Origin of the sequence: Flagellimonas onchidii (assembly GCF_004804315.1) — a bacterium.
In the GTDB taxonomy this organism is placed as follows: domain Bacteria; phylum Bacteroidota; class Bacteroidia; order Flavobacteriales; family Flavobacteriaceae; genus Flagellimonas; species Flagellimonas onchidii.
Window position 1 is genome coordinate 89,646 of the sequence record NZ_SRXX01000006.1, and the last position, 15,333, is coordinate 104,978.

At 38.9% G+C, this 15,333-nt stretch carries 14 protein-coding genes; 10 read left to right on the plus strand and 4 right to left on the minus strand.

What is annotated here, in order from left to right; all coding sequences use genetic code 11:
- Nucleotides 1-33: 33 nt before the first annotated feature.
- On the minus strand, nt 34-795 hold the full coding sequence (locus E4661_RS08115) for an HNH endonuclease (protein WP_136466333.1): 762 nt from the start codon (nt 793-795) through the stop codon (nt 34-36).
- A gap of 11 nt (nt 796-806) precedes the next feature.
- Nucleotides 807-3,437: a valine--tRNA ligase gene (locus E4661_RS08120; protein ID WP_136466334.1), complete on the minus strand. Its 2,631-nt coding sequence runs from the start codon at nt 3,435-3,437 to the stop codon at nt 807-809.
- Nucleotides 3,438-3,633: 196 nt separating this feature from the next.
- Here E4661_RS08120 and E4661_RS08125 point away from each other — a divergent pair, with 196 nt between their 5' ends.
- A complete protein-coding gene (locus E4661_RS08125; RefSeq protein WP_136466335.1) occupies nt 3,634-4,023 on the plus strand; it encodes a DUF1573 domain-containing protein in 390 nt (129 codons plus the stop codon).
- Between the two features lie 51 nt (nt 4,024-4,074).
- Here E4661_RS08125 and E4661_RS08130 read toward each other — a convergent pair whose 3' ends face one another.
- Complete coding sequence (locus E4661_RS08130) at nt 4,075-5,409, minus strand: aspartyl protease family protein (RefSeq protein WP_240751431.1); 1,335 nt, start codon at nt 5,407-5,409, stop codon at nt 4,075-4,077.
- A gap of 148 nt (nt 5,410-5,557) precedes the next feature.
- On the opposite strand from E4661_RS08130, the gene E4661_RS08135 reads away from it, so the two are divergent.
- The 9 genes from E4661_RS08135 to E4661_RS08175 all read left to right on the plus strand — a co-directional run bounded on the left by E4661_RS08135 (nt 5,558) and on the right by E4661_RS08175 (nt 14,336).
- A complete protein-coding gene (locus E4661_RS08135) occupies nt 5,558-6,748 on the plus strand; it encodes a pyridoxal phosphate-dependent aminotransferase (protein WP_136466336.1) in 1,191 nt (396 codons plus the stop codon).
- Nucleotides 6,749-7,765: a UDP-N-acetylmuramate dehydrogenase gene (gene murB / locus E4661_RS08140; RefSeq protein WP_136466337.1), complete on the plus strand. Its 1,017-nt coding sequence runs from the start codon at nt 6,749-6,751 to the stop codon at nt 7,763-7,765. It abuts the gene before it with no gap.
- 199 nt (nt 7,766-7,964) lie between these two features.
- Entirely contained in the window at nt 7,965-8,531 is a 567-nt protein-coding gene (locus tag E4661_RS08145) for an RNA polymerase sigma factor (protein ID WP_136466338.1), read from the plus strand.
- Nucleotides 8,528-9,286, plus strand: coding sequence for an anti-sigma factor (locus E4661_RS08150; RefSeq protein WP_136466339.1), 759 nt, complete (start codon nt 8,528-8,530; stop codon nt 9,284-9,286). The genes E4661_RS08145 and E4661_RS08150 overlap by 4 nt, the downstream gene beginning before the upstream one ends.
- Before the next feature lie 71 nt (nt 9,287-9,357).
- Entirely contained in the window at nt 9,358-9,567 is a 210-nt protein-coding gene (locus E4661_RS08155) for a membrane or secreted protein (protein WP_136466340.1), read from the plus strand.
- A 32-nt stretch (nt 9,568-9,599) separates the two neighbouring features.
- Nucleotides 9,600-10,160, plus strand: a complete 561-nt coding sequence (locus E4661_RS08160; RefSeq protein ID WP_136466341.1) for an RNA polymerase sigma factor — start codon at nt 9,600-9,602, stop codon at nt 10,158-10,160.
- 49 nt (nt 10,161-10,209) lie between these two features.
- Nucleotides 10,210-11,085: a lipoyl synthase gene (gene lipA / locus E4661_RS08165; protein WP_136466342.1), complete on the plus strand. Its 876-nt coding sequence runs from the start codon at nt 10,210-10,212 to the stop codon at nt 11,083-11,085.
- 21 nt (nt 11,086-11,106) lie between these two features.
- Nucleotides 11,107-12,117, plus strand: a complete 1,011-nt coding sequence (gap, locus tag E4661_RS08170; protein WP_136466343.1) for a type I glyceraldehyde-3-phosphate dehydrogenase — start codon at nt 11,107-11,109, stop codon at nt 12,115-12,117.
- 47 nt (nt 12,118-12,164) lie between these two features.
- The gene (locus E4661_RS08175; protein ID WP_240751432.1) at nt 12,165-14,336 is read left to right on the plus strand and encodes a tetratricopeptide repeat-containing hybrid sensor histidine kinase/response regulator; all 2,172 of its coding nucleotides are present in this window, start codon (nt 12,165-12,167) and stop codon (nt 14,334-14,336) included.
- Here E4661_RS08175 and lpxK read toward each other — a convergent pair.
- Nucleotides 14,333-15,331, minus strand: a complete 999-nt coding sequence (lpxK, locus tag E4661_RS08180; protein ID WP_136466345.1) for a tetraacyldisaccharide 4'-kinase — start codon at nt 15,329-15,331, stop codon at nt 14,333-14,335. The two genes, E4661_RS08175 and lpxK, sit on opposite strands and share 4 nt — an antisense overlap.
- Nucleotides 15,332-15,333: the final 2 nt, after the last annotated feature.

Genomic DNA, 15,333 nt, shown 5'->3' on the forward strand with positions numbered 1-15,333 from the left:
CTTACTTAATCAAAATAACCGGTAACCATGGAGCTATCTGTTATTTAAAAAACTAAATGTAAAATCAATATCGTTAGCTTTACGAATAGGAATCAGTTCAACTCCGAAGGGATGATTTGTTGACCTAAGATAATACTGGTATCTTTCCAAGCTGGAATTCTCAAAATTCCTAATTACAGGAATACAAAAGACATGTCCCATAAGAAATTCAACGTGAGCTCCAAAATTCTTTTCTTCCTCTTCTTTTCTCTCCGCAAAACTTATTTCTGGATTTAGCAACAATTCATCAGAAGAAAGTACCGCCCCAAACTTTGGTTTAAAAATATATACAGGATAATCAGAGAGGTCATATCTTGCAAATTCACGGATAAAATTGAACCGTTCCTGATGTGAATCTTTTTTTATTCTTTCCCTTTCTTCCAAATACACTTTGTATATACCTCTTCTAAAAAGCCTACCCAGCTTCTCCTGAAACCCTCTACGCAGTTTGTATTTTGGCTTTGCGGTTATCTTTCTTCTTTTCCAATCAATTTTAAAAAACTCGGATTTATATCTTTTCCCTTTAGGAAGTTTACTTGTGTCCGTTAACAATAAATACTTTGAAATATTCAAAATCTCCTTCAAAACCAATTCTACAGAAGGAGACAATGGCTTAGGTGACCCAAAATAGTGATTACAGTCATCACAAACATTTTCACAGAAATTTTTCCCACCAAGTGATTTAGGAAATGTATGAGCTCTTTTATCAAAAGAGACTTGTGGATTAGATCTACTGCACCAAATACATTTTCTCACAAAATCAACATTTAGGAGTCATCCAAGCTTGCCAAGCTTTTTTCCAAGGTCTCAATTTTAGCTTCAGCATCAGCGGCTTTCTTCTTTTCAATGGCTACCACCTTTTCAGGGGCGTTGTTCACAAAGCGCTCGTTGCTCAACTTCTTTTGCACAGATTGCAGAAAGCCTCGGGTATAGTTCAATTCCTCGGTAATCTTCTTGATCTCCGCTTCAACATCAATGGCACCGCTCATTGGAATAAAATATTCGTTGCTCTTTACCCTAAAGCTCAATGCGCCATCCAAAGGAGCTTCTACCATTTCAATATTTGAAAGATTACCCAGTTTGGTAATAATAGCATCCATACCGTTACTCATCTTTTCGCTATTTAAAACGAAAAGTTCCAGTGCTTCTCTTTGAGGGATGTTTTTTTCCTTTCGTATGGTTCGAATCCCCGAAATTACTTCGGATGCAAAATCAAAACCAGAAATCAAGGAAACATTTGTCTCCTCTTGCTTAGGCCAACTTGACACTATCAATGCTTGCTCGGGGGTACGCTCCGCTATGTGTTGCCACACTTCTTCCGATAAAAAGGGCATGAAGGGATGTAAAATCTTTAGATTTTGTTCAAACAAGTGGATAACCGCATCAAATGTGGTCTGATCAATTGGTTTTTGGTAGGCAGGTTTTACAATTTCCAACAACCAAGAACAGAAATCATCCCAAACCAGTTTGTAGATAGCCATTAACGCGTCCGAAATTCGGTATTTGGAGAAATGATCTTCAATTTCGGCCAATGTTTGATTGAATTTCGCCGTATACCAGTCAATTCCAATCTTTGCTGATTCAGGTTGAGGCAAATCGGCAACTTCCCAGCCTTTTACCAATCGAAAAGCATTCCATATTTTATTGGCAAAGTTTTTCCCTTGTTGACAAAGTGCTTCGTCGAACATCAAATCATTTCCAGCCGCGGAACTCAATAGGAGTCCCACACGAACACCATCCGCACCAAAATCCTCGATTAATTTAAGGGCATCTGGCGAGTTGCCCAATTGTTTTGACATTTTTCGACGTTGTTTGTCTCGTACCAGACCAGTCAAATACACATTTTCAAAGGGCCGTTTGCCTTGATATTCGTATCCAGAGATAATCATACGAGCTACCCAGAAAAACAAAATGTCAGGTCCGGTAACCAAATCACTGGTTGGGTAGTAGTAATTTATTTCTTCATTTTCCGGTTCCAAAATGCCTCCAAAAACGCTGATGGGCCATAACCAGGATGAGAACCAAGTATCGAGCACATCTGAATCCTGACGTAAGTCCGAATCTTGGATTTTTGGATTTTTGGACTGAGTCTTCTTCAGTGCTTCTTGCCTAGTTTCCGCTACAACAAAATCATCTTTTCCGTCACCAAAATAGTAAGCAGGAATTTGCTGTCCCCACCACAGCTGACGGGAAATATTCCAATCCCGGATGTTTTCCATCCAATGGCGGTAGGTGTTTTCAAACTTCTTTGGATATAATTTAATATCATCTGTCTTTAATACCCCATCAATGGCAGGTTTTGCCAATCCTTCCATTTTCAGGAACCATTGATCGGACAAACGAGGTTCAATCACAGCTTTGGTTCTTTCTGATGTACCAACTTTGTTGGTATGCTGCTCTGTTTTCACCAAAAACCCCTTTTCTTCCAGTTCTTTGGAGATTTCTTTTCGTACCACAAAACGGTCTTTGCCCTGGTAGTGCAATCCGTAGGAATTAAGTGTCGCATCTTCATTAAAGATGTCGACAACCTCCAAATTATGTTTATCTCCAAGGTTTTTGTCATTTTCATCGTGTGCTGGGGTTACTTTTAAACAACCAGTACCAAATTCAATATCCACATACTCATCTTCAATAATTGGAATGATGCGATTGCAGATAGGCACAATCACCTTTTTTCCTCTTAAATGGTGGTATCTCTCATCATTTGGATTGATGCAGACGGCAGTATCACCCAAAATAGTCTCGGGACGAGTGGTTGCGATGGTCACTTTTTCGTCCGAACCTTCAATTTGATAAGCCAAATAGTATAGATTACCCTGTCTTTCTTCATAAATAACCTCCTCATCAGAAAGGGTGGTTTTGGCTTCTGGATCCCAGTTAACCATTCTGTACCCTCTGTAAATCAAGCCTTTTTCGTATAAATCCACAAAAACCTTGATTACTGAGGCTGACATATCGTCATCCATGGTAAATTTAGTTCTGTCCCAATCACAGGAACAACCCAATTTTTTAAGCTGTTGCAAAATTACCCCACCATATTCATTGGTCCAATCCCAGGCATGCTTTAGGAATTCTTCCCTAGACAGATTGGCCTTATCAATACCTTCATCCTTCAGTTTTGCCACTACTTTAGCTTCGGTGGCTATGGAAGCATGATCCATACCAGGCACCCAACAAGCATTTTTGCCCAACAAACGTGCTCTACGGATAAGTACATCTTGAAGGGTATTATTGAGCATATGCCCCATATGTAGCACCCCAGTGACATTAGGGGGAGGTATGACTATGGTATAAGGTTCCCTGTCATCGGGTTTTGAACTAAAAAAATCATGCTTTGTCCAGTAGTTGTACCAGTGCTCTTCTACCCTATTGGGCTCATATTTTGATGGAATTTCCATTTTTCGGTATAGTTTTTGTCTAATTTGACCCGGATTGGTGTCGGGAAGGCATTTTGCAATATTAAATTATTGTAATTCCTCGGCTGAAAGCCAATCCTGAAATACGAAACAAAAATAAGTAACGTTATTACATAACAAAAGAATTTTGGATGCAGGTGTGAAAACATTTACATTTGGAGTTCACCCAAAACTAGAAATGATGAAAAAATCTGTACTCATGTTGTTTGTTGGGCTTCTTTCTTTAGGTACCTACGCCCAAGAAGCTACTGCAAAGATTGAATTTAAGAGCGAGACCATTGATTATGGTGAAATCGACAAAGGCAGTGATGGTGTTCGAGTGTTCGAATTTACCAATACCGGTACTGCACCTTTGGTAATCAGTAATGTAAAATCCAGTTGTGGATGTACTATTCCCAAAAAGCCGGAAGATCCTATTTTACCAGGTAAAACAGGTCAAATTCAGGTGAAATATGATACGAAAAGGGTTGGCCCAATTAGAAAGGCCATCACGGTTACTTCTAATGCGGATACACCCACAAAGGTTCTAAAAATAAAAGGAACTGTTAAGGCCGAAGGAGCCAAATAGATATAAAGAATACAATAAAGAAGGCCTTTCCATTTTATGGAAGGGCTTTTTTTATTCAAAAACATTTTTTAGAACAAAGGAAAAGAGCAAGTCCCGATTATATCGTTCTATAAGTACGCGAACGCGTTTTCCTTCCTTTTCATTCAACATTTTTAAAACTTCCTGAAGTTTATAATTGTGAATTTTTTTTCCATTCACCGCAAGTATAACATCACCTTCCTTTAATCCCGCCTCTGCTGCAGGGCTTCCTGCGCGAATCCCCGAAACAATTATTTCAGGAACAAGGCTCAATCGGGTTTTATTTTCCAAAAGAATTTGAACATTCCCAAAGGTGTTATCGTCATTTCTCACTATACCGTTAAGATCTGCAATACTTTCGGCTATATAACGCAATCCATTGTGTTGCAACGCAATTCCGGACATATTATAATGAAAGGGGGACCTAAAGTTCGCGTTCTTTTTAAGATTTACAAATCCTGTATTATAGTCAAAAATAATATTGAATCGTTTCAGAATTTCTCCACCGACACTCCCATTGCGGTCCGCAAGATTTTTAACAAATGAAAAAGATTCTCTATATGGAAATGCCGCTTTAGCATCTTTGAGCTCAAAGTTTCCAATTTTTATACCACTTACTTTGGTCCGTTTCCCAAAAATATCCCCGCTTAGCCCCCTTCCTAGATAATCCTCATAGTTTTTTTCCGGAATCTCCAAACCTTTATCAGGTTGATGAAAAAGCCAAAGAGCATCGCTACTTCCTGTGTCAACCAATAGCTTGACAGGGATGTTTTCTTCATCTTTCATTAAAACGGTACCTTCTACATAAGCTTTTCTATTTTCAATCGTGAGTGGTATTATCTCAGAACGGGAATTGAAATTATATTTATAGAGATCCGGGTTATGAAGTTTAATATGATTGGTTCCATAATTTATTTCAACAACAAAATCCCTAAACAAATCGTAACCCAAAATTCCATGTACAGGTATCCCCAAAGATGTGGAAAAGTTGATTTCCTTATCCAACACCACATATAGGCCTTGGTTATTGTTCCTTGCTTTTCCGAGTTTAAAGGAATTCCCCATGGAACTCAGTGCTTTTATGGGTTCACCCCCGCCAAGCCCATTTATGGTTACTTCTGAAACATTATTTATCTGTATGGAATCTGTATCGGAAAGATTAAACAAAATTGGTCTACTTACTCCTGAATCCAGCACAAATTTCAAATTGGAGCCATTGACCTCAATGGGTATTATAATCAGATTATTGACCAGTTCAAATTTGACTTTTTGAAACTTTTGAGTTTTTGGCAATCTATAACTCTGTGCCGAAACCAAAAAAGGAAGTGCCACAAAAAGAATCACAAAAAAATGTAGGTTTTTTTTCAATTTGCTTACTTCTATAGGGTTATCTCTTTTAAATATACAAAATAATCATAGACATATTTGTTAATTTAACATTCTGTTCCGATTCAAATAAAAGCTTATTGAGTTGCTTTCGACTATTGGTTTTCCCATTTTTGCTAAAAATTAATGCATGCCAGGAATATCCAAAAAAGGGAGGCAAATGCCTGCCTCACCTATTCGAAAGTTGGTTCCCTACGCCGAAGAGGCCAAAAAAAAAGGCACACAAGTCATACATCTGAATATTGGACAACCTGATATCAAGACTCCAAAAATAGCCTTGGATGCTGTTCGCAATCATAATATTGAGGTGTTGGCCTATAGCATGACGGAAGGCTCTGAAGCGTATAGAACCAAAATAGCTGCTTATTACGAAAAAAAAGATATTCATGTCACTTCCAATGAGATTATTGTTACCACTGGAGGTTCAGAAGCGCTATCGTTTGTCATGGGTACCATTATGGATGCTGATGATGAAATTATAATTCCAGAGCCGTTCTATGCCAATTATAATGGATTTGCAACAGCTCTTGGTGTAAAGGTGGTTCCTATAGTTTCAAAAATTGATGACAATTTTGCGTTACCCCCAATTTCAGACTTTGAAAAACTGATAACTTCCAAAACCAAGGCTATTCTAATTTGCAATCCTGGCAACCCGACGGGTTATCTATACAGTGAGCAAGAGATAAAGCAACTGGCCGAATTGGTCAAAAAACATAATCTTTTTCTCATCGCGGATGAGGTCTATAGGGAATTTACCTATGATGGTAGAGAACATTATTCCATTTTACAGGAGGATGGCTTGGAAGAACATGCCATAATTGTGGATTCTGTTTCAAAAAGATACAGCATGTGTGGTGCCCGCATTGGGTGTTTGGTCTCAAAAAACAAAACGGTGGTTCAAACGGCACTCAAGTTTGCGCAGGCCCGTTTGTCACCCCCTACTTTTGCACAAATCGCCAGCGAGGCCGCATTGGAAACTCCCCAGTCATATTTTAACGACGTAATTCATGAATATGCCGAAAGAAGGGACATTCTTATTTCGGAACTCCAAAAATTACCTGGGGTTCGCGTTGCAATTCCGCAAGGTGCCTTTTATTGCGTAGTTGAACTTCCCGTTTCCAATTCAGATGATTTTGCCCAATGGTTGCTTGAAAAATTCGAAATGGATGGACATACCGTTATGGTTGCACCTGCCGCTGGGTTTTATGCTACAAATGGGTTGGGAACCAATCAAATCAGAATAGCGTATGTCCTAGAGAAGCCACTACTTATAAAAGCGGTACAAATTTTGGGTGAAGCTTTAAAAAAGTATAGTAATTAAGTGAATATACAGGAAAACATATCGCTTAAGAACTACAATACCTTTGGTATAGATGTCAAGGCCAAGGCCTTTGTTGAAATCAATGGACTGGCCCAGCTCCAAAAGGTATTGGAGTTAAAAGCGTATCCAGACAAGTTCATTTTGAGTGGTGGAAGTAATATGTTGCTCACCAAAGATATTGATGCACTGGTAATGCACATCAACCTTAAGGGCATCACGGTGCTGGAAGAAAATGATGATGAAGTCATTATAAAGGTGATGGCTGGAGAAAACTGGCACGATTTGGTATTATGGAGTCTTAACAAAGGATATGGCGGACTTGAAAACCTTTCATTGATTCCTGGTAATGTGGGAACTGCACCTATTCAGAATATCGGTGCCTATGGAGTAGAGCTCAAGGATGTGTTTGAAAGTTGTGCCGCAATGGAAATCAGAACTGGTGAACTGGTTGCTTTCAGCAATGATCAGTGCGAGTTCAGTTATCGGGACTCCATATTCAAAAACGAAGCAAAGGGAAAATATATTATTACTTCGGTAGCACTAAAGTTGTCCAAAACAAATCATACGCTGAATACCGGATACGGAGCAATTGAAGACCAGCTTAGGAAAAATGGAGTTGTGTATCCTACTATTAAAGATATTTCCGATGCGGTTATAGCCATCCGGCAAAGCAAACTACCCGACCCCATGGAAATAGGGAACAGCGGAAGCTTTTTCAAAAACCCTGTAATTTCTAGAAAAACATACCAAAAGCTTAAAAAACATCATCCCGATTTACCATCATATCAAGTCGACGAAGATCAGTACAAAATCCCTGCGGGTTGGCTCATTGAGCAATGCGGATTGAAAGGAGAGCGTTACGGTGACGCTGGGGTACATGAAAAGCAAGCTTTGGTATTGGTAAATTACGGAAACGCAACAGGGTTGGAAATTCTTGAATTGGCAGAGTTGGTTCAAAAAACAGTGAGTCAAAAATTCAACATCCATATAAATCCTGAAGTTAATATCATAAAATAACCCCTGCATTGAAACAATAACAGGGGTTATACCAAACCAAACTAACCAAAATTTTTATGCTTTGAGGAATAATTGCTGGCTTTACAAAACTTTAGGATTCCAACAAATAATCCTTTTTCTTACTTAACGTTGTTGTATATACGAGATAAACAGTATTTTAGATTTTAGCCCCTAGAAATTTTACCTTAACCACCCTTTGATGAGTACACTGATTGAAAGACATATTGTTTCACTACTTGCCGAAAAAGACGACAAAGCCATATCCCTATTATATGACAATTATGGGGAGACTTTGTTCGGTGTAGCTTACAAAGTTGTAAAGGATGAGGAACTGGCTCAAGATGTGTTGCAGGAAAGTTTCATAAAAATCTGGAAAAAAGCCGATTCTTACGATGCATCAAAGGCAAAACTTTTTACTTGGCTCTTCCGAATTACCCGAAATACAGCTATTGACAAACTTCGAAGCATCAACAATAAATCTGACAAAGAAGTCCAAATCGACGTTTCAGACGTATATAATCTAGGAGTCAGTGGCATTCGCCCCGAATTCATGGATGTCCAAGAGAATCTTGACAAAATAGAATCCAAATATAAAATTGTCTTGGAAGCCCTATTTTTTCAGGGAATGACACAACAAGAAGCCAGTGAAGAATTGGATATTCCACTAGGCACAGTTAAGTCAAGACTTAAAATTGGACTAAGGGAATTAGGTAAGATTTATGGTGCAAATATCACGCAACTCCTTTTGATAATCTTATTGTCATGAAAGAAAAAGTACAACATTTTTTAGATTCTGATATACTGGAAAAATACCTTTTGGGGGATACTACCAAAGAGGAAACCCTTAAGGCAGAACGTTATATCACCATGTATCCGGAGGTAAAGAAAACCTACGACCAATTACAGGACAACTTGGAAGCTTTCGCCAAAATGTATGCTAGAAAAACTCCAGATGGTCTCAAGGAAATTATTCTACACAGTGCCAAGAAAGAAAAGGCCGTTAAAAATAGATTTTACCGTTATGCTGTTGCTGCTTCTGTAGCTATAATGGTTTTCGCTGGGTCCTCATACTTTCTATGGAACCAAAACAAAAACTTGCAACAAGAAAACACTTTGGTCACCAACCAAATCAAATATTTGCAGGAAAACATGCAGAATCAATTGGAGGATATGAGAAACCAGTTTATCGTGTTAAACAATCCTTCCACTAAAAAGTATGCCCTAAATGGAAAAAGGGAAGGTAAAGCACTTAAGGCTGTGGCCTATATCAATCCAGTTAAAAAACTGTCTTATATAAACGTTAGAAATGTTCCCAACCTTCCAGAAGACAAATGTTTCCAAATGTGGGCGGAAGTGAATGGAGAATTAGTCAATTTAGGCGTTATCAAACAATTTGACGATAAGGATAAACTCTTGGCTCTTCCCTATGCCGAAAATGCCATAGGCTATATAACGGTTGAACCACAAGGAGGAAACACTTCTCCCACGGTTAAAAATATTGTAGCAAATATTTCTTATTAGTATAGCCAAAGTATTGTAAAACTTCAGCAGCTTTAGGAAGCTATTTTGTACCTTTGCCCAAAATTTGGGATATGAAGTTAGCATTGTTGACTATTGGTCTTTTAGGGCTTGCATTTGCAGGAATAGCTATTAAAATTTGGTCCAAAAAAGATGGTAAGTTTGCTGGAACATGTGCAAGTCAAAATCCATACCTGAACAAAGAAGGTGAAGCTTGCGGTTTTTGTGGAAAACTGCCCAGCGAACAAGAATGTAAAAAGGATTCTGTCCCAGATTTTAGATAATTCATATTTGAACATCCCACAAAATCAGATTTTTGCTAAAAGCTGAACAATCTATTCAAGAAAACATCAAAAAGGCGAAAGATGGAAATCAAATAGCCTTTAGCATCCTCTTGGATACTTTTTGGAACGATGTCTATGCATTTCAAATGGCACGCACAAAAAATGAAAACGATGCCGAAGACATTACTATCAGAACTTTTTCCAATGCTTTTGACAAGATAGCCTCATACGATGAATCATATGAATTCAAAACCTGGCTCATCACCATATCCAAAAACCTTCATGTAGACCTTATCCGTAAAAGAAAAAGAAGCCTTTTGGATGAAATGGAATCGCATGGAGATGCGGTAAAAAAAGTTTTGGATGAAACCCCTTCTGCAGAGGATCAATTGATTATAGAACAAAATCTGGCGAATTTACTGCAGGACATCAAAAAATTGAAACCGCACTATCAAAAGGTTATCAACCTTCGTTATTTCAACGAATTAAGTTATGCCGAAATAGCCCAACAACTGAATGAACCTGTCAATAATATCAAAGTAAAATTGCTTCGTGCCAAAAAGCTGCTGGCCGAAATCATTACCAAAAAGTAAACAGGGGTTTCCTAACCAGTTTCGTATCTTTGTACCCTAAATTTTTGCTATGGGCACAACCACAGTTGACAACGTCCTACCACCAAAAGGAAAACCAAAATGGTTGAGGGTAAAACTTCCTACGGGAAAAAAATACACCCAGCTCCGTGGACTGGTTGATAAGTACGACCTACATACCATCTGTACCTCCGGAAGCTGCCCAAATATGGGTGAATGTTGGGGAGAAGGAACAGCAACTTTTATGATATTGGGTAATATCTGTACCCGTTCTTGTGGTTTTTGTGGTGTAAAAACAGGCCGTCCCGAAAGTGTGGATTGGGCCGAGCCGGAAAAAGTGGCTAGATCAATAAAGATTATGAGCATTAAACATGCTGTGGTGACCTCTGTGGACAGGGACGACCTTAAAGATATGGGCTCCATTATCTGGTCCGAAACTGTTAAGGCAATCCGGAGAATGAACCCCGAAACCACTTTAGAAACATTAATACCTGATTTTCAAGGAATTGAAACTCATTTAGATAGGATTCTGGAAGCTGCTCCTGAAGTGATTTCTCACAATATGGAAACCGTAAAACGCCTTACCCGCGAAGTGCGAATACAAGCCAAATATGAAAGAAGTTTGGCCGTTTTGGATTATTTAAAGAAAAATGGGGCCAATAGAACCAAATCTGGCATCATGCTAGGTTTGGGTGAAATGGAGGAAGAAGTTATCCAAACCATGCAAGATTTAAGAAATGTTGATGTGGACGTGGTGACTATTGGGCAATATTTGCAACCATCAAAAAAACATTTGCCCGTCAAGGAGTTCATTTTGCCTGAACAGTTCAAAAAATATGAAGAAATCGGTTTGGAAATGGGTTTCAGGCATGTAGAAAGTGGTGCATTGGTACGTTCTTCCTACAAGGCCCACAAACATATCGATTAATCCCACCCTACAACTTCTTTCATGAAACAGCTCAATATTGGTATAAATGGCTTTGGACGTATTGGAAGAACTCTTTTTAGACTTCTTCAAGGTCACCCGCAAATAAAGGTAACCGCAATAAACGACCTAACGGATGCCAAAACTCTCGCCCACCTTTTGAAGTATGACAGTATTCACGGAACCTTTAACTGTAACGTGGATTCCAATGACCTAGGGATTATGGTTGATGGTCAAAAAATTGCCGTTTTCAACCACTCCCATCCCAAGGATATTGATTGGCGGGCCCAAAATGTTGATATGGTTGTTGAGGCGTCGGGAAAATTTAAAGACTCGGAATCTTTGTCTTTTCATATTAAAAATGGGGCCAAAAAAGTTATCCTTTCTGTTCCCCCAGCAGATGATTCCATCAAAATGGTGGTTATGGGAGTCAATGAGACCTCAATTGGTCCTAATGACCATATCGTATCAAATGCCTCATGCACAACAAACAATGCGGCTCCAATGATCAAGGTAATTAATGAGACATGTGGAATTGAGCAGGCCTACATTACCACGGTACATTCTTACACCTCGGACCAAAGTTTGCACGACCGACCCCATCGCGATTTAAGAAGGTCGCGCGCGGCAGGTCAATCTATCATTCCTACCACCACTGGAGCAGCAAAAGCACTAACCAAAATCTTTCCTGAATTATCAGACGTAATTGGTGGTTGTGGGATACGTGTTCCCGTGCCAAATGGATCGTTGACCGATATCACGTTTAATGTAAAAAAAGAGACCTCCATCGCTGAAATAAACCAGGCTTTTGAAGATTACGCCAAAAATGAATTAAAAAATGTACTTTACTATACAAAAGACCCTATAGTTTCTATTGATATAAACAATAGTTGCTATTCTTGTACGTTTGATTCTTTGATGACCTCCGTTATTGGAAAAATGGTGAAAATAATCGGATGGTACGACAATGAAACTGGATATTGCTCGAGAATTATTGATTTAATAGCTTTGTTTATTAAGAAAAACTACGTTTGACGTCTAGCTCAATATATAATCATCTTTGCAAAGCAAGGTGGATGGTTATGTGCATTCTTCTGTGCGCACAGTGGTCTTTTGGTCAAAACAAGGATGATGCCGCTTCAAAAACCCAAGCTGTTTTTGACACCTTTACCAGATATCGGCATCAAAACAAAATTGACAAAGCGCTTGAAATACTTGATAAGGCCGCGGAAATTGCCGAGAACAATGAAGATTCTAAACTTCTGTTGGACACCTTTCACGAATATGCTCGTATTTTTTTGGAAGAAGGAGACAGGGAAACAGCCCTATTTTATTTAGACAGAGCCAACATCCTTTTAAAAGAACCCACTTACTCTTACGGACAGGCCGTTCATAATTATTTGGAAGCCGCTCTTCGATTTGATGAGGGCAACAACTTCCAATCCTTAAAGCTTTTAGAAGAGTCTAGAAAGCTGAGCAACAATAGAAACCTGGGCAATAACATTTTGCTTTTGGAGGCTTATATCTTCACCAATATCGAACGGTATGATGATGCCATCAAAAATCTCCATGCCCTAATAGTAAATTCAGACGATAAAGAAAGGGCTTTTCTTGCCACCAAGGCTAATTTGCAACTTGCAAGCATAAGCCTTGAACTCAACGATTTGGAAGAAGGAATCATTCATTCCAAAGCAGCTCTTGAACTGGCACAAAAACATGATTTCTCCAAGGATATCAAAACAGCCAACGAACGCTTGGCACTCATCTATGAAAAAAGCGGCGATTTTCATGAGTCTTTAGTTTACTCAAAGGCCTTGATACAGGTCAGGGATTCTATTTTCAATGTTGAAAAAGCAAAATTGGAGGCCGAAACAGGTGATGATATTAGATTTAAGCATTTAAATAGTGAGCTGGTCAAAACTACTGCGGAAAGAGACGAGGCTAGAGAGTCCAAAAGTCGTTCGGAGATTACATTGATACTGACCTCTGCCTTTTTGACCATTATCTCTCTTTTGGCAGTTTCTTTATTCAGAAACAACCAAATAAAACTTAAGACCAACGACCTTTTATACACCAAAAACAAGGAATTGGAGCTTGCCAGGGATTCTGCGGTTTCTGCCATGGAAGCAAAAACCAACTTTTTGTCTACGGTAACCCATGAATTGAGAACGCCTTTATATGCCGTAACGGGGCTTACGCACCTCTTGTTGGAAGAAAATCCGGCAGAACATCAGAAAGAGCATCTAAAGTCTCTGAAGTTTTCCGGAGATTACCTGCTTAACTTCATCAATGATATCCTTCAAATCAATAAAATTGATGCTGACAAACTGGAACCCCTGAACATCGAATTCAAGCTCCAAAAAGTTCTAAAAGATGTTGTGGACTCCTTGCAGCAGAATGCCAACGAAAAGAACACCAAACTTATTTTGGATTACGATTCCAAAATACCGCTTCAATTGCTTGGAGACCCCATAAAACTATCGCAGGTCTTTATGAATCTTGTAGGGAACGCCCTTAAGTTTACAAAGGATGGCAAGGTTGAGGTAATCGCCAAAATGCTCAGAAAAGATGAAGAAAACGTTAAACTCTACTTTGAGGTAAAAGACAGCGGAATAGGAATCTCCGAGGAACAACAAAAACACATTTTTGACAGTTTTGAACAGGGCTCCATACAAATCAACCGGGAATATGGTGGTACGGGCCTTGGACTTACCATTGTAAAAAGTTTGCTGGGTCTATTTGATAGCAAAATTCATCTGGAAAGTGAACTTGGGGAAGGAAGCTCTTTCTTCTTTGAAATGGATTTAAAATGTGATACAAAAGCACTTCAAGAAGTTTCATTTGAGTTGGCGTCCGAAGAATTTAACTTTAAAGGATTACACCTATTGGTAGTCGAGGACAACAAAATCAATCAGGTCATTACCAAAAAAATGCTCACCAAAAAAGAAATTACCTGCGATATAGCCAATAATGGAAACGAAGCAATCGACCTAGCCAAATCAAATACCTATAATGCCATTCTTATGGACATTCATATGCCTGGTATCAGTGGAGAGGAAGCCACCCGTCAAATTCGTAAGTTTGATCAAGAAATCCCCATTATTGCCTTAACCGCCATTTCGTTGGACGATAGTTTGGACAGTTTCTACGAAGCGGGATGCAACGATGTGGTCACCAAACCATTTAAACCCGAGGTGTTCTATCAAAAAATAGGGGAAAACATTTTTCGGAAAAAAGAAGAGGGCTTGGTTTAGAACTGACGAACAACCGCCTCCCTTAAAGATTTTAAGTCTTCACTATCAAAATCATGTGAAACCTCCAAATAATACAGGTTTTCTACCCTACCCTGCAATCTCCCGAAATCTTTTTCCGTAGTGAGAACCACTTCAAAATTTGTAAACCGTTCTATTTCGGTATTCGTAAAATAATGATGGTCGCCAAATTCAAAATGTTTAAAATCAAGGCCAACGAAGTCTAAATATGAGACTAAGGGTTCAGGGTTGGCTATTCCCGTGACCAAAGCCATTTTTTTACCTTTAAGCTCGTTAAGCTCAACCTTGTCCCCTGAACTATTCTTTACAGATTCATCATATTTTAAAGCGGAAAACAGCACTTTTTGATGGAATTTTGGCTTAATCTTTCCTGAAATGGCTTCTTTTTCTTCTTTGGAAAGAAGTTTGGGGCATTTGGTCACTATAATCAAATCGGCACGTCTTGCCTCTCTCTTACTATCCCTGAGGTTTCCCGTAGGCAAGTACCAATCTTTGACAAAAAGGTTGTCGCAAGCCGTCAACAAAATGGAAAAACTTGGTTTTACCTTCCTGTGTTGAAAAGCATCATCCAATAGAATTACATCTGGCTTTATTAAACTTTCCAATTTTTGGATTCCATTGCGTCTATCAGAATCAACAGCAACCGTCACATTTGGAAATTTTTTATGAAGCTGGTATGGCTCGTCCCCCAAATCTTTCATGGTGCTTTCCGAGGTGGCCAAAACAAATCCCTTGGATTTTCTTTTATAGCCCCTGCTCAACACCGCAACTTTGCGACCTTCAAATACTCTTACCAAATATTCAATCATTGGGGTTTTTCCCGTACCTCCAACACTTAAATTGCCAACGCAAATGGTCGGGGTATTGTATGATTTGGAGCTGAGAAAACCAATATCAAACAATCTATTTCTAAGGAAAACCACCAAGCCATAGATTAGGGAAAACGGGAAAGCAATTTTACGGAGCAATGCCAGCATAG

Coding starts and splice junctions, on each gene's coding strand:
- E4661_RS08120 (WP_136466334.1), bottom strand. CDS start 3,437: ATGGAAATTCCATCAAAATATGAGCCCAATAGGGTAGAAGAGCACTGG.
- E4661_RS08125 (WP_136466335.1), top strand. CDS start 3,634: ATGATGAAAAAATCTGTACTCATGTTGTTTGTTGGGCTTCTTTCTTTA.
- E4661_RS08135 (WP_136466336.1), top strand. CDS start 5,558: ATGCCAGGAATATCCAAAAAAGGGAGGCAAATGCCTGCCTCACCTATT.
- E4661_RS08145 (WP_136466338.1), top strand. CDS start 7,965: ATGAGTACACTGATTGAAAGACATATTGTTTCACTACTTGCCGAAAAA.
- E4661_RS08150 (WP_136466339.1), top strand. CDS start 8,528: ATGAAAGAAAAAGTACAACATTTTTTAGATTCTGATATACTGGAAAAA.
- E4661_RS08155 (WP_136466340.1), top strand. CDS start 9,358: ATGAAGTTAGCATTGTTGACTATTGGTCTTTTAGGGCTTGCATTTGCA.
- lipA (WP_136466342.1), top strand. CDS start 10,210: ATGGGCACAACCACAGTTGACAACGTCCTACCACCAAAAGGAAAACCA.
- gap (WP_136466343.1), top strand. CDS start 11,107: ATGAAACAGCTCAATATTGGTATAAATGGCTTTGGACGTATTGGAAGA.
- E4661_RS08175 (WP_240751432.1), top strand. CDS start 12,165: ATGTGCATTCTTCTGTGCGCACAGTGGTCTTTTGGTCAAAACAAGGAT.
- lpxK (WP_136466345.1), bottom strand. CDS start 15,331: ATGCTGGCATTGCTCCGTAAAATTGCTTTCCCGTTTTCCCTAATCTAT.